The 17,125-nt window shown below is 68.5% G+C and carries 17 protein-coding genes; 14 read left to right on the forward strand and 3 right to left on the reverse strand.

The features are described from left to right. Positions 1-25 precede the first annotated feature (25 nt). From prpF to AC07OD_RS06225, 10 genes are all read left to right on the forward strand, one after another. Positions 26-1,213, forward strand: coding sequence for a 2-methylaconitate cis-trans isomerase PrpF (prpF, locus tag AC07OD_RS06180; protein WP_494595675.1), 1,188 nt, complete (start codon positions 26-28; stop codon positions 1,211-1,213). A 73-nt stretch (positions 1,214-1,286) separates the two neighbouring features. Further along, positions 1,287-2,150 (forward strand): isocitrate lyase/PEP mutase family protein, encoded by an 864-nt coding sequence (locus AC07OD_RS06185; protein WP_218294937.1) that lies wholly within the window; start codon positions 1,287-1,289, stop codon positions 2,148-2,150. Between the two features lie 199 nt (positions 2,151-2,349). Further along, positions 2,350-3,714, forward strand: coding sequence for a sensor domain-containing protein (locus AC07OD_RS06190; protein WP_494595678.1), 1,365 nt, complete (start codon positions 2,350-2,352; stop codon positions 3,712-3,714). 31 nt (positions 3,715-3,745) lie between these two features. Beyond that, positions 3,746-4,060, forward strand: coding sequence for a hypothetical protein (locus AC07OD_RS06195; protein ID WP_218338535.1), 315 nt, complete (start codon positions 3,746-3,748; stop codon positions 4,058-4,060). A 113-nt stretch (positions 4,061-4,173) separates the two neighbouring features. After that, positions 4,174-4,641 carry a CopD family protein gene (locus AC07OD_RS06200; protein WP_218294934.1) on the forward strand — a complete coding sequence of 156 codons (468 nt, stop codon included), beginning with the start codon at positions 4,174-4,176 and terminating at the stop codon, positions 4,639-4,641. 23 nt (positions 4,642-4,664) lie between these two features. Then, positions 4,665-5,597: a LysR family transcriptional regulator gene (locus AC07OD_RS06205; protein ID WP_218294933.1), complete on the forward strand. Its 933-nt coding sequence runs from the start codon at positions 4,665-4,667 to the stop codon at positions 5,595-5,597. 110 nt (positions 5,598-5,707) lie between these two features. Further along, positions 5,708-6,484: a sulfite exporter TauE/SafE family protein gene (locus AC07OD_RS06210; RefSeq protein WP_218294932.1), complete on the forward strand. Its 777-nt coding sequence runs from the start codon at positions 5,708-5,710 to the stop codon at positions 6,482-6,484. Positions 6,485-6,592: 108 nt separating this feature from the next. Next, positions 6,593-8,428 (forward strand): ABC transporter ATP-binding protein, encoded by a 1,836-nt coding sequence (locus tag AC07OD_RS06215; RefSeq protein ID WP_494595680.1) that lies wholly within the window; start codon positions 6,593-6,595, stop codon positions 8,426-8,428. Between the two features lie 171 nt (positions 8,429-8,599). Next, positions 8,600-8,929 carry an EthD family reductase gene (locus AC07OD_RS06220; RefSeq protein ID WP_218294930.1) on the forward strand — a complete coding sequence of 110 codons (330 nt, stop codon included), beginning with the start codon at positions 8,600-8,602 and terminating at the stop codon, positions 8,927-8,929. 236 nt (positions 8,930-9,165) lie between these two features. After that, positions 9,166-9,465 carry a helix-turn-helix domain-containing protein gene (locus AC07OD_RS06225; protein WP_494595682.1) on the forward strand — a complete coding sequence of 100 codons (300 nt, stop codon included), beginning with the start codon at positions 9,166-9,168 and terminating at the stop codon, positions 9,463-9,465. Positions 9,466-9,534: 69 nt separating this feature from the next. Here the strand turns inward: AC07OD_RS06225 and AC07OD_RS06230 are convergent, their stop codons facing one another. Further along, complete coding sequence (locus AC07OD_RS06230; RefSeq protein ID WP_369642505.1) at positions 9,535-10,527, reverse strand: Bug family tripartite tricarboxylate transporter substrate binding protein; 993 nt, start codon at positions 10,525-10,527, stop codon at positions 9,535-9,537. Positions 10,528-10,608: 81 nt separating this feature from the next. Further along, a complete protein-coding gene (locus tag AC07OD_RS06235; protein ID WP_494595684.1) occupies positions 10,609-11,715 on the reverse strand; it encodes a lactonase family protein in 1,107 nt (368 codons plus the stop codon). 370 nt (positions 11,716-12,085) lie between these two features. On the opposite strand from AC07OD_RS06235, the gene AC07OD_RS06240 reads away from it, so the two are divergent. The 4 genes from AC07OD_RS06240 to AC07OD_RS06255 all read left to right on the forward strand — a co-directional run bounded on the left by AC07OD_RS06240 (position 12,086) and on the right by AC07OD_RS06255 (position 15,659). Continuing rightward, positions 12,086-13,057 carry a Bug family tripartite tricarboxylate transporter substrate binding protein gene (locus AC07OD_RS06240; protein WP_218294926.1) on the forward strand — a complete coding sequence of 324 codons (972 nt, stop codon included), beginning with the start codon at positions 12,086-12,088 and terminating at the stop codon, positions 13,055-13,057. A gap of 50 nt (positions 13,058-13,107) precedes the next feature. Then, positions 13,108-14,019 (forward strand): 5-dehydro-4-deoxyglucarate dehydratase, encoded by a 912-nt coding sequence (gene kdgD, locus AC07OD_RS06245; RefSeq protein WP_494595686.1) that lies wholly within the window; start codon positions 13,108-13,110, stop codon positions 14,017-14,019. Positions 14,020-14,152: 133 nt separating this feature from the next. Beyond that, positions 14,153-14,614: a nuclear transport factor 2 family protein gene (locus AC07OD_RS06250; protein ID WP_218294925.1), complete on the forward strand. Its 462-nt coding sequence runs from the start codon at positions 14,153-14,155 to the stop codon at positions 14,612-14,614. 76 nt (positions 14,615-14,690) lie between these two features. After that, entirely contained in the window at positions 14,691-15,659 is a 969-nt protein-coding gene (locus AC07OD_RS06255) for a 2-hydroxyacid dehydrogenase (protein WP_494595688.1), read from the forward strand. Positions 15,660-15,746: 87 nt separating this feature from the next. Here the strand turns inward: AC07OD_RS06255 and AC07OD_RS06260 are convergent, their stop codons facing one another. Continuing rightward, positions 15,747-17,048 (reverse strand): M20/M25/M40 family metallo-hydrolase, encoded by a 1,302-nt coding sequence (locus tag AC07OD_RS06260; RefSeq protein ID WP_494595689.1) that lies wholly within the window; start codon positions 17,046-17,048, stop codon positions 15,747-15,749. Positions 17,049-17,125: the final 77 nt, after the last annotated feature.

Below are 17,125 nucleotides of genomic sequence, written 5' to 3' on the forward strand. Positions count from 1 at the left end.
TGCTATCAAATTTGAAAAATCCGACATGACGACACTCTTTGCGCCACAGATCCGGATCCCCGCCACCTACCTGCGAGGCGGCACCAGCAAGGGCGTTTTTTTCCAGTTGCAGGACCTGCCCGAGGCGGCCCGGCAGCCCGGCGCCGCGCGCGACGCGCTGCTGCTGCGCGTGCTGGGCAGCCCCGACCCCTATGGCAAGCAGATCGACGGCCTGGGCAATGCCTCGTCGAGCACCAGCAAGGCCGTGATCCTCAGCCGCAGCACGCGCCCCGGCCATGACGTGGACTACCTGTTCGGCCAGGTCTCCATCGACCAGCCCTTCGTGGACTGGAGCGGCAACTGCGGCAACCTCTCGGCCGCCGTGGGGCCCTGCGCCATCCACATGGGGCTGGTCGATGCGGCGCGCGTGCCGCGCGACGGCACCGCCGCCGTGCGCATCTGGCAGGCCAACATCGGCAAGACCATCGTGGCGCACGTGCCGATGGCCGCCGGGCAGGTGCAGGAGACGGGCGAATTCGAGCTGGACGGCGTGACCTTCGCGGCCGCCGAGGTACAGCTTGAATTCCTCGACCCGGCGGACGAGGGCGAGGACGGCGGCGCGATGTTCCCCACGGGCAACCTGGTCGACCGCCTGGACGTGCCGGGCGTCGGCAGCTTCCACGCCACGCTGATCAACGCGGGCATACCGACCATCTTCCTCAATGCCCGGGACATCGGCTGCACCGGCACCGAGCTGCAGGCCGCCGTCAACGGCGACGCGCAGGCGCTCGCGCGCTTCGAGGCCATCCGCGCGCACGGCGCGCTGAGGATGGGCCTGATCCGGGAGCTGGCCGAGGCCGCCACGCGCCAGCACACGCCCAAGATCGCCTTCGTGGCACCGCCCGCCGGCTACACGGCCTCCAGCGGCAGGCGCGTCGAGGCGCAGGACGTGGACCTGCTCGTGCGGGCGCTCTCCATGGGCCAGCTGCACCACGCCATGATGGGCACGGCGGCCGTGGCCATCGGCACCGCCGCCGCCATCCCGGGCACGCTGGTCAACCTCGCGGCGGGCGGCGGCCCGCGCGGTGCGGTGCGCTTCGGCCACCCGTCCGGCACGCTGCGCGTGGGCGCCGAGGCCGCACAGGTCGACGGCCGGTGGCAGGTCACCAAGGCCGTGATGAGCCGCAGCGCCCGCATCCTCATGGAAGGCTGGGTCAGGGTGCCCGCCCCCTGAGCGGCGGCGCGGTTTCAGGAAAAGTGCGGCACGCCTGCGTGCCGCCATTGAACCAACAGCGAAGAAGAAAATGATGAACACCAAGCAGCGACTCAAGTCCCTGGCCGAAGCCCGCCGCGGCATCCTCGTGCCCGGCGCGTTCAACGCCCTCTCCGCCCGCGTCGTGGCCGACCTGGGCTTCGAGGCCCTCTACGTCACCGGCGCGGGCGTCACCAACATGTGGTTCGGCCTGCCCGACCAGGGCTTCATGGGCCTCACGGACATCGCCGACCACACGGCGCGCATCCGCGACGCGGTGGAGCTGCCGCTCATCGTGGACGCCGACACCGGCTTCGGGAACGCGCTCAATACCTACCATGCGGTGCGCACGCTGGAGCGCGCGGGCGCCGACTGCATCCAGCTCGAAGACCAGGTCAGCCCCAAGCGCTGCGGGCATTTCAACGGCAAGGAGGTCATCTCCACCGAGGAGATGCTGGGCAAGATCCGGGCGGCGGTGGACGCGCGCCGCGACCCGGACACCCTGATCCTGGCCCGCACCGACGCCTGCGCCACCCAGGGCTTCGAAGCCGCCGTGGAGCGCGCGCAGCGCTACGGCGAGGCCGGCGCCGACATCCTGTTCGTGGAGGCCGTGACCACGGCCGAGCAAATCCGCACCCTGCCCCGGCGCCTGGCCGACAGGCCCCAGCTCATGAACATGGTGATCGGCGGCAAGACCCCCATCGTCAGCGCCGAGGAACTGGCGGGCCTGGGCTACGGCATCGTGCTGTACGCCAATGCCGCGCTGCAAGGTGCCGTGGCCGGCATGCAGAAGGCGCTGGCGGTGCTGCGCGAAACCCGGCGCATCGACGAAGACCCCGCCCTGGTCGCGCCCTTTGCAGAACGCCAGCGCCTGGTGCGCAAGCCCGAATGGGATGCGCTGGAGCGCAAATACCAATAAAAAGCAGTCCTGGCGCTTGCTGCAAAAGCGCAAGCAGCTACATATTCAATAGCAATCAAACAGCCTGACGCCACGCGGTGCGGCCAATCCGCGGGCGTCAAGCCAGCGCGCGACGGCGTAGCGTTTTACGCACACGCCACGGCACAGCCGCGGGCCGCGCTGCACAATGGGTTTTCCGTACCTTGTGCGCGCCCTGCCAATGCAAAGCATTTCTTCCGCGAACATCGTAGACCTGCTGCTGGATGCCGTCTGCATCGTGCAAGCCGACAGCCGGATCGTGTTCGTGAGCCCTGCCTTCGAGCGCATCTTTGGCTATGCGCCCCAGGAGGTGGTGGGGCGGCGCATGCTGGACATGGTCCACCCCGAAGACCTCGAGGCCACCGAGCGCCAGGCGCGCAGCGTGACTGAGGGCCATCTGCAGCTTCAGTTCGAGAACCGCTATGTGCGCAAGGACGGCACCGTCGCGCACATCCGCTGGACGGCGCGCTGGCTGCCCGACCGGCAGCTGCGGCTGGCCGTGGCCCACGACATCACCGAACGCAAGTTCACCGAGTCCATGCGCGGGGCGATCTACGCGATCTCCGAAGCGGCGCAGACAGCGCCCAATCTGGATACGCTGTTCGGGCGCATCCACCACACCGTCGAGCAGTTGCTGCCCGCCACCGATTTTTCAGTGGCGCTGTACGACCGCGAGAACGGCGCTCTGAGCTTTCCCTACCACGTGAGCGACGGGCTGCCCATGCCCGCCCCCATGGCGCTGGTGCGCGATTCGCTGTGCGCCGAGGTCATCCGCAACGGCAGTACCCTGCTGCTCACGCCCACCACGCGGGCCGGGCTGCCCGTGGAGGTGCCGCACGAACACCTTCCGCTGTACTGGCTGGGCGTGCCGCTGCAGACACCGCAGGGCGCCATCGGCGCGCTGGTGCTGCAAAGCCATACCGGGCAGTACCGCTACACCGACAAGGACAAGGAGCTCCTGCAGTTCGTCTCCACCCAGGTCGCGGCCGCCATCGAACGCCAGCAGATGCACGAGCGCCTGGAGCACATGGCGCAGTACGACCAGCTCACGCACCTGCCCAACCGCCAGCTGTTCCTGGACCGACTGAAGACCGCCCTCGCCCGCGCCCGGCGGGACCAGGGCCAGCTGTCGCTGCTGTTCATCGACCTGGACCATTTCAAGGACGTGAACGACACCCTGGGCCATGCCATGGGCGACCTGCTGCTGCAGCGGGTGGCGCAGCGGCTGCTGGAATGCGTGCGCGGCTCCGACACCGTGGCCCGCCTGGGCGGCGACGAGTTCGTGGTGCTGCTCGAGCATGGCCCCGCGCAAGGGCACACCACGGCGGTGGCCGAAAAGATCCTGGCGGCATTCGGCCAGGCCTTCGACCTGGAGGGCACGAGGCTGGCGATCCACCCCAGCATCGGGGTGGCCCTGCACCCCGAGCACGGCAGCGAGGTGCACCACCTGCTGGGCCACGCCGACGCCGCCATGTACCTCTCGAAGAAAAACGGGGGCAACCAGGTGCGGCTTGCGCCGCAGCCCCGCGCGGACAGGGGCCCGTAGCGGCCTGGGCCGCCCGCACCACCGGACCGCCATGCACGCCCCACGCCCCGGCGACACCTGCGCCGCGCCCACGCCCCGCCGCCGCGCGGCGGCCCTGCAGCTCCTGAAGCGGCTGGGCCTTGCCGTGCTGGCCTTGCCGGTGGCGATGGTCCTCACGTTCGCGGCCTTTCCGTTCTGGTCGTGGCTGGAGCGCACGACCGGCATCGAAAGCATGGGCCGCGAAGGCCCAGCCAGCTGGTGCTACCTGGCCACCTGGGGGCTGCTCGCGCTCGCCCTGGCGGGGCCGGCCCTGCTGCGCGCCGTGCGAAGCCTGCGCCCGGCCCGGGGCCACCGGGCGGGGCACTAGCCACCGCCCGGCAAGCCGCTGCGCCACGCCCCCCCGGCGGCTGGCGGCGATGTCGCTGCACAATGCGCCTTTCGCACCCGCGCCCTTCACCCACGGCCTACGGCCCCGCCCCCATGCTCTACAACGCCCTCAAGCTCGCCCATGTCCTGTCCATCGTGGTGTGGATAGGAGGCATGGTGTTCGCGCATTTCTTCCTGCGCCCCGCCGCGCAGTCGCTGGAGCCCGCGCAGCGCGTGCGGCTGATGCACGACGTGCTCCAGCGCTTTCTCGCGGCGGTGTCGGTGGCCGTCGTGGTCGTGCTGGCCAGCGGGCTGTGGATGATCGGCCGCGTGGCCAGGCAGGCCGTGCAGGCCGGCGGCTCGTTTTCCATGCCGCTGGACTGGACCGTCATGGCCACCCTGGGCCTGGTGATGATGGCCATCTTCGGCCACATCCGCTTCGCGCTGTTCAGGCGCCTGCAGCGTGCGGTGGCCGCCTCGGACTGGCCTGCCGGCGGCCAGGCCCTCGCCAGCATCCGCAGCTGGGTGGGCGTCAATCTGGCGCTGGGCGTGGTCACGATCGTCGTCACCCTGCTGGCCTGACGGCGCGCCGCCGCTTCCTGCCCATGCTCACGCACAAGCAGCTGCGCTACTTCGTGGACATCGTGGACGCGGGCAGCTTCAGCCTGGCGGCCGAGCGGCTGTTCATCGCCCAGTCGGCGCTGAGCCGCCAGGTCAAGGACATGGAACAGGCGCTGCAGGTACCCCTGCTCGAGCGCGGCACGCGGCACCTGCAGGCCACCCCCGCGGGGCGGTCGCTGTATGCCGACGCGCGCCGCATCCTCGCCGACCTGCAGCAGGCCGCCGTCAACGCGCGCGATGCGCAGCGCGGCATCGAGGGCACGGTGCACCTGCTGCATGCCAGCTCGGTGCCGCTCACGCCCGCGCTGCAGTCCTTTCTGCGCCGCCATCTGGCGCAGCACCCGGGGGTGTCGGTCGAGGTATCGCAATCCTCGTCCGAGCACCAGGCCCCCGACATCGCCCAGGCGCGCGCCGACATGGGCCTGGCGCGCGCGCCGGTGCTGCGCCGCTACCCCGGCATGCACTATGAGCCGCTGTACACCGAGGGGCTGGTGGTGGCCCTGCCCCCCGGCCATGCACTGGCGCAAGCGCCCGAGATCGCACTGGGCGACTTGCGCGGGGAGTCCTTCGTGGCCACGCCCCACCTGGACCGGGGCGGCCTCAGCCACCACGTGGCCCAGCTGTGCCGGGCGGCCGGGTTCGAGCCGCGCAGCGCGCGGGTACGCTCGCGCAAATGGTCGCAGCTGGCCCTGGTGCAGGGAGGTTTTGGCGTGGCGGTGATGCCCGAATCGCTGGCGGCATGGGCACCGCCCGGTGTGCCCGTACGCCCACTGGCCGGGAGCACGGGTCACCGCACGGCGGTGCTGGCCTTGTGGCGCGAGGACGCAGCGCCCCTGGTGCAGCAGTTCGCGGATGCCATGGTGCGCAGCTTCGCCCCGCTGCCACAGGCCCCCGGCTCCCACCCGCCTGCGGGCTGAACCCAGCTGATTTCGAGATAGATACCCGCCCCATTCGGTATTGGATGTGCAGGGGGACCGCCGGTAGAGTGCATCGCATTCGTCCACCGTGCCTGTTGCCCCCGCCACCCATGCCGCTCTCCACCCTTGCCGACTTTCTGCCCGCCGTCCAGCCGTGGCAACTGGCCCTCATCTGCGCGGGGGTGACCGCCGCCTACGTGATCTTCGGCATGGCCGGTTTCGGCACCGCCCTGGTGGCCGGGCCGGTGCTGGCCCACTTCATCCCCGTCGCGACCATCGTGCCGCTGCTGGCGCTGCTCGATTTTTTCGCCGCCGCCACCAACATCGCACGCGACCGCCATGCGGCCGACCGCGCCGAGCTGGGCCGCCTGGTCCCGTTCATGGCAGCGGGCAGCCTCGCGGGGGCCGCGCTGCTGCTCTGGGGGAGGCCCGATGCACTGCAGTGGGCCCTGGGCGCATTCGCCACGGGCTATGCGCTCCATGCGCTGAGCGGCCACAAGCCCCGGTCGGCGCTGCCCCCGCGCGCGGCCCTGCCCTTTGGCTTCATCGGCGGCATCTTCTCGGCCCTCTTTGGAAGCGGCGGTTTTCTCTATGCCATCTACCTGGCGGGGCGGCTGGACGACAAGGACCGTATCCGCGTCACGCAGTCCACCCTGATCGGGCTGAGCACGCTGACCCGCGCGGTGCTGTTCCTGCTGGCGGGTGTGTACGCGCAGGCGCCGGTGCTGGTGCTGGCGGCCGCGCTGGTGCCGGCCATGCTGCTGGGCACGGCCATCGGGCGGCGCATCACGCTGCGCCTGTCGCGCGAACAATTTCTGCGCGTGGTCCACGGCGTGGTGCTGTGCTCGGGCGTGCTGCTGCTGTGGCGGCAGTGGGCGGGCGCATAGCCGCAGGCCCCGGCCGCCGGTTCACCTACTCGGGTTGCGGACAAGGGCCCGCCGGCGCGCGCGCCGCGCCCCGGTCCTCTACCATCGGGCGAAGAGGAGCCGCGCTACGTGTTCAAGTTTTTCGAAAACCGCCTTCCCCCCTATCCCCCCGCCGAACCCCACCTGCCCCCGAAGGACTTCATGGCCTTCGTCTGGGATGGCACGCGTGGCCTGCGTGGCTACGTCGCCACGATGGCGGGGCTGTCCGCCGCCATCGCGGTGTACGAAGCCCTGCTGTTCGCCGTGCTCGGCCATGTGGTCGACTGGCTCTCCACCGTCGCACCCGGTGCGCTGTGGACGCAGCACAAGGCCTCCATCCTCGGCATCACCGCGCTGCTGCTGGGCTCCGTGGGCCTGGTGGCGCTGCAGACGGCCATCAAGCACCAGGTGCTGGCCATCAACTTCCCGCTGCGCCTGCGCTGGAACTTCCACCGCCTGATGCTGGGCCAGAGCATGGCCTTCTATGCCGACGAGTTCGCGGGCCGCATCACCACCAAGATCATGCAGACCGCGCTGGCCGTGCGCGACATGATCTTCACCACCACCGACGTGGTGATCGGCATGGGCGTCTACCTCGTCACCATCCTCGTGCTGCTGGCCGGGTTTGACGTGCGGCTGCTGGCCCCGTTCGCCGCCTGGATGGTGGCCTACGGGCTGGCTTGCTGGTATTTCGTGCCGCGCCTGGGCAAGGTGGGCAAGGCCCAGGCCGATGCGCGCTCGGTGATGACCGGGCGCATCACCGATGCCTACACCAACATCGCCACCGTCAAGCTGTTCTCGCACACGCGCCGCGAATCCGAATTCGCGCGCGCGGCCATGGACGCCTTCAAGCTCACCGGCTACGCGCAGATGCGCCTGGTGAGCCTCTTCGAGATCGTGAATCACATCCTGGTGGTGGTCATGATCCTGGGTGCGTGCGGCACGGCGCTGTGGCTGTGGTCGCTCGGCGAGGTGGGCGCGGGCGCCGTGGCCGCCGTCACCGCCATGACGCTGCGCGTGTCGGGACACGCGCACTGGGTGATGTGGGAGATGACCACCCTGTTCGAGAGCGTGGGCACCATCCAGGACGGCATCAACACGCTGACCAGGCCGCGCACGGTGGTGGATGCACCCGATGCCCAGCCACTCGCCGTGACCCAGGGCGAGGTGCGCTTTGACAACATGAGCTTTGCCTATGGCAACGGCCGGCCCGTGATCGACGGGCTGAACCTGGTCATCCGGCCGGGCGAGAAGATCGGGCTCATCGGCCGTTCGGGCGCCGGCAAGTCCACGCTGGTGAACCTGCTGCTGCGCTTTCACGACGTCAGCTCGGGCCGCATCCTCATCGATGGCCAGGACATCGCCCACGTCACGCAGGACAGCCTGCGCCGCTCCATCGGCATGGTGACGCAGGACACCTCGCTGCTGCACCGCTCCATGCGCGACAACATCCTGTACGGCCGCCCCGACGCGAGCGAGGCCGACCTGCACAAGGCGGCCGAGCGCGCCGAGGCGGCGGACTTCATCGCCACGCTGACCGACCTGCAAGGCCGCACGGGCTACGAGGCGCATGTGGGCGAACGCGGCGTGAAGCTGTCGGGCGGCCAGCGCCAGCGGGTCGCGATCGCGCGGGTGATGCTCAAGGACGCGCCCATCCTGCTGCTCGACGAAGCCACCAGCGCGCTCGACTCCGAGGTGGAGGCCGCCATCCAGCAAAGCCTGGACAGCCTGATGCTGGGCAAGACCGTGATCGCGATTGCGCACCGCCTGTCCACCATCGCGGCCATGGACCGCCTCATCGTGATGGACGCGGGCCGCATCGTGGAAGAAGGCACGCACGCGCAGCTGCTGGGCCAGGGCGGCGTGTATGCACGCCTGTGGGGGCACCAGAGCGGCGGATTCCTGGGCGAATCGGAAGAAGACTGACAGCCACTGCCTCGCCGCCCAACCGCCCAGCCAGCCAGCCGGGCTGCCTGCCACCCACGCGACAGCACGGCACCGGCCTGTCGCCCAGGCGGCTGTGCGCGGCCCGCGCACGTTCTACCGTTGCAGCCCTGCACGGGCCATGGTGGCCTGGCCAACCGAAGGAGACATCCGATGATCAAGGTCACGGCGGTGTACCGCTGGCGCGAAGGCGCCACGTTCAACCACGACTACTACCACGGCGAACACATGCGCATCGCCCGCGCGGCGCTTCAGCCCCTGGGCCTGGTGCGGCTCGAGAGCGACCGCGTGCTCTACCCCGGCGAGCCCCGCCCCGGCCAGGTGGTGGCGCTGACCAACGCGTTCTTCAGCGACCTGAAGCAGGCCCAGGCCGCAGCCAGGCAAACGGCGGCGCAACTGACGGCGGACATCCCCAACTACACCAACATCACGCCCGAGTCCTACTTCGCGCAGATGCTGGCGCACGAGGTGGCAACGGCCTGAGAGCGCGTCGATCCGCCGCTCGCGCACGGCCTTGGGCAGCAGGCGCGCACACCGCTCTGCCCGGCCCCGGCACGGCGGCCAGCACGTGGCACGCGGTGGCCGGCCAGTCCAAGGCCGGGGAAGGCAACCGGCAGCGCCGCCTGGCCCCACATGGATAAAAATAGGCCCTCGCGCAGGTTTGCATTGCGCATCAAGCTATAAATTTAATAGCAACATACATTCCAGGCCGCAGCTCCATGACCACCAGCACCCCCATCCCACTCGACATGCCCGCGCCCACCGGCGACCAGCTCAAGGCCAGCCGCGCCGCTGCCGAGCTCAGCCAGGCCCAGGCCGCGGAATTGATGGGCTATCCGCTGCAGACCGGCAGCCGGGGGGGCGTGCAGTCGCGCACCTGGCAAGCGCTGGAGAGCACCACCGACGAGCGCAACATGCAGGGGCCCGTCTACGCGATGTTCCTGCTGCTCACGGGGCAGCATCCCGACTACGTGCTGGCCCGGCGCTCCGGTGCGGCCCCATCCGGCGTCGCCCCATGAAAAAAGCGGAACGGTCCGAAGACCCTTCCGCCAACTGCTTGCAGGGAGATTGCCGAAACAGCGGGTGGCTCAGTCCACCTTGATGTTGGCGGCCTTGATCACCTGGGCCCACTTGTCCACCTCGGCCTTCTGGAAGCTGGCGATCTGGGCGGTGGTCATGTCGGCCGGCTCCATGCCAAAGCCCTTCAGGCGGTTTTGCATGTCGGGCTGGGCCAGGATCTTGCGGATCTCGTCGTGCAGGCGCGTGACGGTGGGCGCGGGCGTGCCGGCCGGCACGAAGATCGCCTGCCACGACTGCACCTGGAAGTCCGCCAGGCCATTCACGCCCGATTCGGCCACCGTGGGCACGTCGGGCATGGAGGCCAGGCGCCTGGGCGAGGTCACCGCGATGGCGCGCAGCTTGCCGCTCTGGATGTGCGGGGCGGCGACCACGGTGGTGTCGAACATCATGTCGACCTGGCCGCTGATCACGTCCTGGATGGCGGGGCCGCTGCCCTTGTACGGGATGTGCGTGAACTTCACGCCCGACTTGTAGGCCAGCAGTTCCACGGCCAGGTGCTGCGAGCTGCCGGTGCCGGCGGAGGCCGACGACAGGCCGCCCTCCTTGCCCTTGGCGGCGGCCAGCACGTCCTTGAGCGTCTTGTGCGGGCTGTTGGCCGACACCACCAGCACCACCGGATTGGTGCCGATCAGCGTCACGGGGCTGAACGACTTGATGGGGTCGTAGCCCAGCTTCGGGTACAGGCTGACGTTGATGGCGTGGGAGCTGACGGTGCCGCCCAGCAGCGTGTAGCCGTCGGGCGCGGCGCGCGCCGCGGCTTCCGAGCCGATGCTGCCGGCCGCGCCACCCTTGTTCTCGACCACCACGGTGGTCCCCAGGGCGGTGCCCAGTTGCTGGCCGATCAGGCGGCCGAGCGTGTCGGTGGTGCCGCCAGCGGCAAACGGCACCACGTAGCTGATGGGCTTGCCCGTGGGCCAGGTGCCCTGGGCGGCGGTGGGCAGGCCGATGAGGCCCACGGCGGCAGCCAGGGCCGCTGTGTGGATGAGGGTTCTGCGTTGCATGAAGGGTCTCCTGGTTTGTGGATGGTGGATGGCGGGACCGAATGGAAGAGCCGTTCAGGCATTTCCACGGTTCAGTCCGTCTCAAGGCAGGTCAACGATCTCGACCCAGTTGGGGTTCTTGCCGGCTGGCACACGCGTGGGGGTGCCCGGGATGCCGGTGGCGGGGTCGATGGGGTGCAGCGACACCTGGTGGGACTCCTGCCCCGCCGCGACCAGGAAGCGGCCCGAAGAGTCCACCGCAAAGCCGCGCGGGGACTTTTCCGTGGGCACCTCGCCCAGCGGCTGCAGCTGGCCCGTGACCGCGTCGACGCGGAAGCTGCTGAGGATGCTGGAAGTGCGCTCCGACGCATACAGCGTGCGGCCGTCGGGCGACAGGTGAATGTCAGCGGCCCAGGGCTTTCCCGCAAACCCTGCGGGCAGCGCCGTGGCGCGCTGCACTGGGCGCAGCGTGCCCCGCGCCGAGTCGTAGGCCAGCACGTGCACGGCGGCGTCCAGTTCGTTGAGCACATACATGAAGCGCTGGCCCTTGTCCCACACGAAGTGGCGCGGGCCCGACTTGTCAGGGGCGACGGTGGTGAGGGCGGGCTCGTGCGCGCTGAGCCTGCCCGTCTCGGCATCGAAGCGCCAGGCCGAGAGGTTGTCTCCGCCCAGGCTGGTGGCGAACACATGGCGGTTGGCGGCATCCGCATGGATGGCATGCGCATTCGGCGCCGTGGGAATGAGCTGCTGCACCGCCCCCACCGCGCCGTCCTTGCCAATGCTGTTGACCGTGATCTTGTGGCCGGGGTACGAGGCCGCGAACAGCCAGCGCCCGGTGGCATCGGTGTCGATGTTGGCCATGCTGTCGGCCAGCGGCGCCTCGCCCAGCTTGCGCAGCTTGCCGCTGGCGGGATCGATCGCCAGGCTCACCACCCTGAACGGCTGTGAGCGCAGCGCCACGTACAGCATCTTCTTGTCCGGGCTCACGGCCATGGGCATCGCCATGCCGCCCAGCGGCGTGGTGTCCACCGGCTTGAGCGCGGCGGCGCTGCGGTCCAGTTCGAACACCGACACATCCTGGCTGTCCGCGTTGGAGACATAGACCCAGGTAGCGGCCCAGGCGCCCGGCGTGGCCAGTGCGGCGGCCACGGCAACGGCCACATGCGCCAGCCGTGCGGCCCTGCGGCGGGAGCGAAGTGCTGCAATCATCCGTATTCCTTGGGCAGATGGCGGCGAAGGCTGGGGAACAGCGCACTCGCGTTGCCATGGTGGTCGTTTCCCGCCGGGCGATTCACGGCCTGCCCGGCGCGGGGTGGGAGTCTTTTGTCATATGTCGTCATACAACAAAGAGGCGATTGTGGAGCCACTCCCACCTGGCACCCTAAAGGGATTACCCGAAGTTTCTTGACAGTCGATTGGTGGGCCGAACCCCTGTCACCATAAGGAAACAGCCTCCCAAAACCTTGGTACTTACCCTGATTTTTTAAGGGTAAACCCGATATTTCCAGGCCGGTCGGTTGTTTTGGATGGCATCTAGTTGTACGATGACTAACAACAACCCATGCAACGGAGACATTCCATGACCTTGAACCGACGCGCCATCCTCCTGGCCTGTACCGCCGCCCTGGCCGCAGCCTCCGCCACCGCCCAGACGGCGGAATGGCCAGCAAAGACGCTGCGCATCGTGGTGCCCTACCCTCCAGGCGGCAGCTCGGACATCATTGCGCGCTCCATCAGCCAGTCGCTGTCCGAGGCGCTCAAGCAGACCGTCATCGTCGAGAACAAGCCCGGGGCCAACGGCAACCTGGGGGCGGACTTCGTCGCCAAGGCCGAGCCGGACGGCTACACCATGCTGCTGTGCGACGTGGGCGCGCTGGCCATCAGCCCCTCGGTCTACACCAAGCTGTCGTTCGACCCCTCCAAGGACCTGCGTGGCGTGACCATGCTGGCCTACTCGCCCCACCTGCTGGTGGTGCACCCTTCGGTGCCCGTGAGCAACCTCAAGGAGCTGGTCGCCTACTCCAAGAAGAACGACCTGAACTTTGCCGTCACGGCCACCGGCAGCGCTCCCCACCTGGCTGGCGTGGCGCTGGAGCGCGCCAGCGGCGCGCGCTGGCAGTACATCCCCTACAAGGGCGGCGTCACCGCCATCCAGGACACCGTCGCCGGCCAGACCCAGGTGCTGATGAACGGCATGCTGGCCACCCTGCCCCAGGTGCAGAGCGGCAAGCTCAAGGTGCTGGGCGTGTCCAAGTCCACGCGCATGCCCCTGATCGGCGACGTGCCCACCATTGCCGAGCAGGGCGTGGCCGGCTACGAGTCCGGCACCTGGCAAGGCGTGCTGCTGCCGCGCGGCACGCCGGATGCCGTCGTGCAAAAGCTCAACAAGGCCCTCATCACCGCCATCCGCGCACCCGAGATCCGCTCGCGCCTGGCCGGCCAGGGCGCCGAGGTGGTGACCATGACCTCCGCCGAGCAGGACCAGTTCTTCGTCAAGGAGCGTGCGCGCTGGGCCAGCGTGGTCAAGGCCGCCAACATCAAGCTCGACTGAGCACTTCACACCCCCTGTTTCATTCACCTTTCTCCCTCGTTGCAATGACCATGACCCCGCAAGACCTCAAATTCATCATGGGCTCCGGCCTGCTGTCCTTCCCCATCACGGACTTCGACGAGCAGGGTGAATTCCGCCCCAGGACCTACATCGAGCGCCTGGAGTGGCTCGCCCCCTATGGCGCCAGCGCCCTGTTCGCCGCCGGCGGCACGGGCGAGTATTTCTCGCTCTCGGGCCCCGAGTACGGCCAGGTCATCAAGACCGCCGTGGACACCTGCCGCGGCAAGGTGCCCATCATTGCCGGCGCCGGCGGCCCCACCCGCACCGCCATCGCCCATGCCCAGGAGGCCGAGCGCCTGGGCGCCCATGGCATCCTGCTGTTGCCCCACTACCTGACCGAAGCCGGCCAGGAGGGCCTGATCGAGCATGTGGCCGCCGTGTGCAACAGCGTGAAGTTCGGCGTCATCGTCTACAACCGCGACCGCACCAAGCTCACCGCCGATTCCCTGGCCATCCTGGCCGACCGCTGCCCCAACCTGATCGGCTTCAAGGACGGCGTGGGCAATATCGAGACCATGTCTTCCATCTTCATGAAGATGGGTGACCGCTTCTCCTACCTGGGCGGCCTGCCCACGGCCGAGGTGTATGCGGCGGCCTACAAGGCGCTGGGCACGCCGGTGTACTCCTCGGCAGTGTTCAACTTCATTCCCAAGACGGCGATGGACTTCTACAAGGCCGTGGCGGCCGACGACACGGCCACGCAACACAGGCTGCTCAAGGAGTTCTTCATGCCCTACCTGGCCATCCGCAACCGGGTGGAAGGCTACGGTGTCTCCATCATCAAAGCGGGCGCCAGGATCGTGGGCCATGACGGTGGGCCGGTGCGCGCGCCGCTGACGGACTTGAAGCCCAGCGAGATGGAAGAGCTCAAGGCGCTCATCGACAAGCTCGGCCCGCAGTAAGCGCGCCGAGGGGCCTGGCAAGCCAGGCCCCTTTTCTTTGGTTGCATTCCACCACGCGCCTGGCCGTGCACGGGCGCGTGGTGCAGCCGTGGCACGCACACACATCTCAAACACCACAACGGAGACAGACAAGATGTTCAAGCAAATCGTTCTCGCCACGGCCGCCGCCTTGGCCATTGCCGCGCTCACGGGCTGCGCCACTAGCGCACCCGCTGCATCTTCGGCATCGTCCGAGCAATCGGTGGCCGCGGCTGCGGAAAAACTGCGCGTGGCCATGATCGATCCCACGCCCACGGCCCTCGCCCAACTCGTCGCCGACGACCTGAGCTACGGCCATTCGGGGGGCCGCGTGGACACCAAGGACAGTTTCATCGGCGACCTGATCGCAGGAAAATCCGACTTCGTCACCATCGCCATCTCCGACCAGACCATCAAGGTCGTGGGCAACACCGCCATCGTGCGCCACACCCTCACGGCCGATACCAATGACTCGGGCAAGCCCGGCAAGGTGCAGATCAAGATCCTGGGCGTGTGGCAGCAGCAAGGCGGCCAGTGGAAGCTGCTGGCACGCCAGGCCGTGCGCGTCGCGGCATGATGTAGACACATCGGGGCGGCAGTGTGCCGCCGTATGCCGCCCGTTGCATTTTTTGGCACTGTTGCCCCACGAAACCATGACCACGACTCCCCCTCGCATCCTGCAAATCGGCCGCCTGCCCCTCCCCGCGCTGGAGGCCGAACTGGCGGCCCGTTACAGCGTCGCCTGCCTGGCCGAACAGCCCGATCCAGCGGCTTTTCTGGCGTCACACGGTGCGGAGTTCACCGGGGTGGTGACCACCGCCGCCATCGGCCTCAAGGGCGAGGTCATCGCCGCGCTGCCCCACCTCCAGGTCATCAGCAGCTTTGGCGTGGGCTTTGACGCGCTGGACATCGATGCGGCCAAGGCGCGTGGCGTGCAGGTGGGCTACACGCCCGGCGTGCTCAACGACTGTGTGGCCGACATGGCGTTTGCGCTGATGCTGGATGTGTCGCGCAACCTTGCCGCCAGCGACCGTTTTGTGCGCCGTGGCGAATGGCCGAAGGCCAGGTATGCGCTCGGCAGCCGCGTGTCGGGCAAGCGCCTGGGCATCGTGGGCATGGGCCGCATCGGCCAGGCGGTGGCCGATCGTGCGGGCGGCTTCCGCATGCAGGTGGGCTACCACAACCGTCGGCAGGCCGAGGGCTGCGCACTCCCTTACTTCGAGTCCTTGACCGCGCTGGCGCAGTGGGCCGACTACCTGGTGCTGACCGTGGCGGGCGGCGCTGGCACGCGCCACCTCGTCAATCGCGATGTGCTGGATGCCCTGGGGCCGAACGGCTACCTCGTCAATGTGGCGCGCGGCAGCGTGGTGGACGAAGCCGCATTGATCGAAGCGCTGACCGAACGCCGCATCGCCGGTGCCGGGCTGGACGTGTTCGAGAACGAGCCCACCGTGCCCGCCGCGCTGATGGCGCTGGACAACGTGGTGCTGACGCCGCACACCGCCAGCGCCACGCACGAAACCCGACGCGCGATGGCCGACCTGGTGCTGGAAAACCTGGAATCGTTCTACACCACCGGTGCCGTGCTGGCGCCGGTGCCTGGCACCTTGGTACTTGAGTAAGCCGTAAACAGCGCTTCCGTGTCTGGCTCCTCGCCCTGCAGCACCGGAGACGCCCCCGCAGGGGGAGGCACGAAGCGGCTCAGGGAGTCACTTCAGCCTGTCGCGCGAGATGTCCATGATCATGCGCGTGGCCAGGTACAGGCGCGGCACGATGGTATTGATCTGCACGTACTCCGCATCGTTGGAGTGGGCGCCGTAGCCCGACAGGCCCATACCCTCCACCACCGCGCCCTTGGTCTTGAGCGCCGCAAAGGCCGCATCGGTGCCGCCCCCGGTGGCTTTCTCGACCACGTTGAGCGGCAGGCCCAACTCCTGGTAGATGACCTTGCCGTAACCGGCCACACGGCGCGATGCCTCGCTGGTTTCGAGCGGCGGCCGGCGCACCTCGAACTTCACGTCCACCTTGGAGGCGGGCAGCAGCCGGGTCTTGATCTTCTCCTGCAGCGCCTTCTCCAACCCGTCAAAGTCCGCCACCTTGAGGGCACGCGCATCGGCCTGGGCGGTGGCCTCGGCCGGAATCACATTGCGGTTGGTGCCGGACTTGGACACCGTCCAGTTGAGCTTGAGGCCTTCGTCGTTCTTCGACAGGTCCTTCATCTGCAGCAGCTGGTGCGACAGTTCGTACAGCGCGTTCACGCCATCCTCGGGCTTGGCCCCGGCGTGCGATGCCTTGCCCTGCACCGTGAGGTAGGCCGCCCCGATGCCGCTGGTGGCCAGGCGCAGCGTGCCGTCGGTGCCGCCGCCTTCGAACGACAACACCACGTCCTGCTCGGACGCCACACGGGTGATGGTGCTGCGCCAGCCGGGCGAGCTGATTTCCTCGTCGCCATTGATCAGCACGGTGAGCGTGCCGTAGTCCTTGAAGCTGAGCTTTTGCAGCAGGGCCACGGTGTGGATGATGAGCGCGATGCCCTGCTTGTCGTCCGAGATGCCCAGGCCATAGGCCTTGTCGCCATCGATGCGGAACGGCTGGCCTTTGAGCATGCCCTTGAGGTACACCGTGTCCATGTGCGCGATGAGCATGATCTTCTTGCTGCCCGTGCCCTTGAACACGGCCTGCACGGCAGGGCCCACCTTCTCGGGCGTGTCGTCCAGGCGGTAGATGTCGCTGGTCTGCAGCACGTCCACCGTGCCGCCCAGTTGCTTGAGCTGGCTGGCAATGCGCTCGGCGATCTGATTCAAGCCTTCGATGTCCTTGCTGCCGGACTCGATGTGCACCAGGTCGCGCAGGGTGTCGAGCAGCGGCTGCTGCTCCTTCTGGGCCAGCGCATGGACATCAGCCACCGGCGCAGCGTGGGCCAGGGCGGCGGCAAACGCCAGCGCCAGCGAGGCCATCAGGGGGCGGACAAACGAAGGGGCTGTGTGTGGGCGGCGCTGCGGATGGTGCATGGTGCAAAGGCTCGGTGAAGGGATGAGGAAAGCGATTATGGAGTCTTGCAACACCAATTTCAAACACTGATCATCCT

It is taken from the genome of Acidovorax sp. GW821-FHT10E03 (genome assembly GCF_059415205.1).

What these genes read in the sequence shown, in the direction of transcription:
- prpF (WP_494595675.1), top strand. Translation starts at nt 26, where the DNA reads ATGACGACACTCTTTGCGCCACAGATCCGGATCCCCGCCACCTACCTG.
- AC07OD_RS06185 (WP_218294937.1), top strand. Translation starts at nt 1,287, where the DNA reads ATGAACACCAAGCAGCGACTCAAGTCCCTGGCCGAAGCCCGCCGCGGC.
- AC07OD_RS06190 (WP_494595678.1), top strand. Translation starts at nt 2,350, where the DNA reads ATGCAAAGCATTTCTTCCGCGAACATCGTAGACCTGCTGCTGGATGCC.
- AC07OD_RS06195 (WP_218338535.1), top strand. Translation starts at nt 3,746, where the DNA reads ATGCACGCCCCACGCCCCGGCGACACCTGCGCCGCGCCCACGCCCCGC.
- AC07OD_RS06200 (WP_218294934.1), top strand. Translation starts at nt 4,174, where the DNA reads ATGCTCTACAACGCCCTCAAGCTCGCCCATGTCCTGTCCATCGTGGTG.
- AC07OD_RS06205 (WP_218294933.1), top strand. Translation starts at nt 4,665, where the DNA reads ATGCTCACGCACAAGCAGCTGCGCTACTTCGTGGACATCGTGGACGCG.
- AC07OD_RS06210 (WP_218294932.1), top strand. Translation starts at nt 5,708, where the DNA reads ATGCCGCTCTCCACCCTTGCCGACTTTCTGCCCGCCGTCCAGCCGTGG.
- AC07OD_RS06220 (WP_218294930.1), top strand. Translation starts at nt 8,600, where the DNA reads ATGATCAAGGTCACGGCGGTGTACCGCTGGCGCGAAGGCGCCACGTTC.
- AC07OD_RS06225 (WP_494595682.1), top strand. Translation starts at nt 9,166, where the DNA reads ATGACCACCAGCACCCCCATCCCACTCGACATGCCCGCGCCCACCGGC.
- AC07OD_RS06230 (WP_369642505.1), bottom strand. Translation starts at nt 10,527, where the DNA reads ATGCAACGCAGAACCCTCATCCACACAGCGGCCCTGGCTGCCGCCGTG.
- AC07OD_RS06235 (WP_494595684.1), bottom strand. Translation starts at nt 11,715, where the DNA reads ATGATTGCAGCACTTCGCTCCCGCCGCAGGGCCGCACGGCTGGCGCAT.
- AC07OD_RS06240 (WP_218294926.1), top strand. Translation starts at nt 12,086, where the DNA reads ATGACCTTGAACCGACGCGCCATCCTCCTGGCCTGTACCGCCGCCCTG.
- kdgD (WP_494595686.1), top strand. Translation starts at nt 13,108, where the DNA reads ATGACCCCGCAAGACCTCAAATTCATCATGGGCTCCGGCCTGCTGTCC.
- AC07OD_RS06250 (WP_218294925.1), top strand. Translation starts at nt 14,153, where the DNA reads ATGTTCAAGCAAATCGTTCTCGCCACGGCCGCCGCCTTGGCCATTGCC.
- AC07OD_RS06255 (WP_494595688.1), top strand. Translation starts at nt 14,691, where the DNA reads ATGACCACGACTCCCCCTCGCATCCTGCAAATCGGCCGCCTGCCCCTC.
- AC07OD_RS06260 (WP_494595689.1), bottom strand. Translation starts at nt 17,048, where the DNA reads ATGCACCATCCGCAGCGCCGCCCACACACAGCCCCTTCGTTTGTCCGC.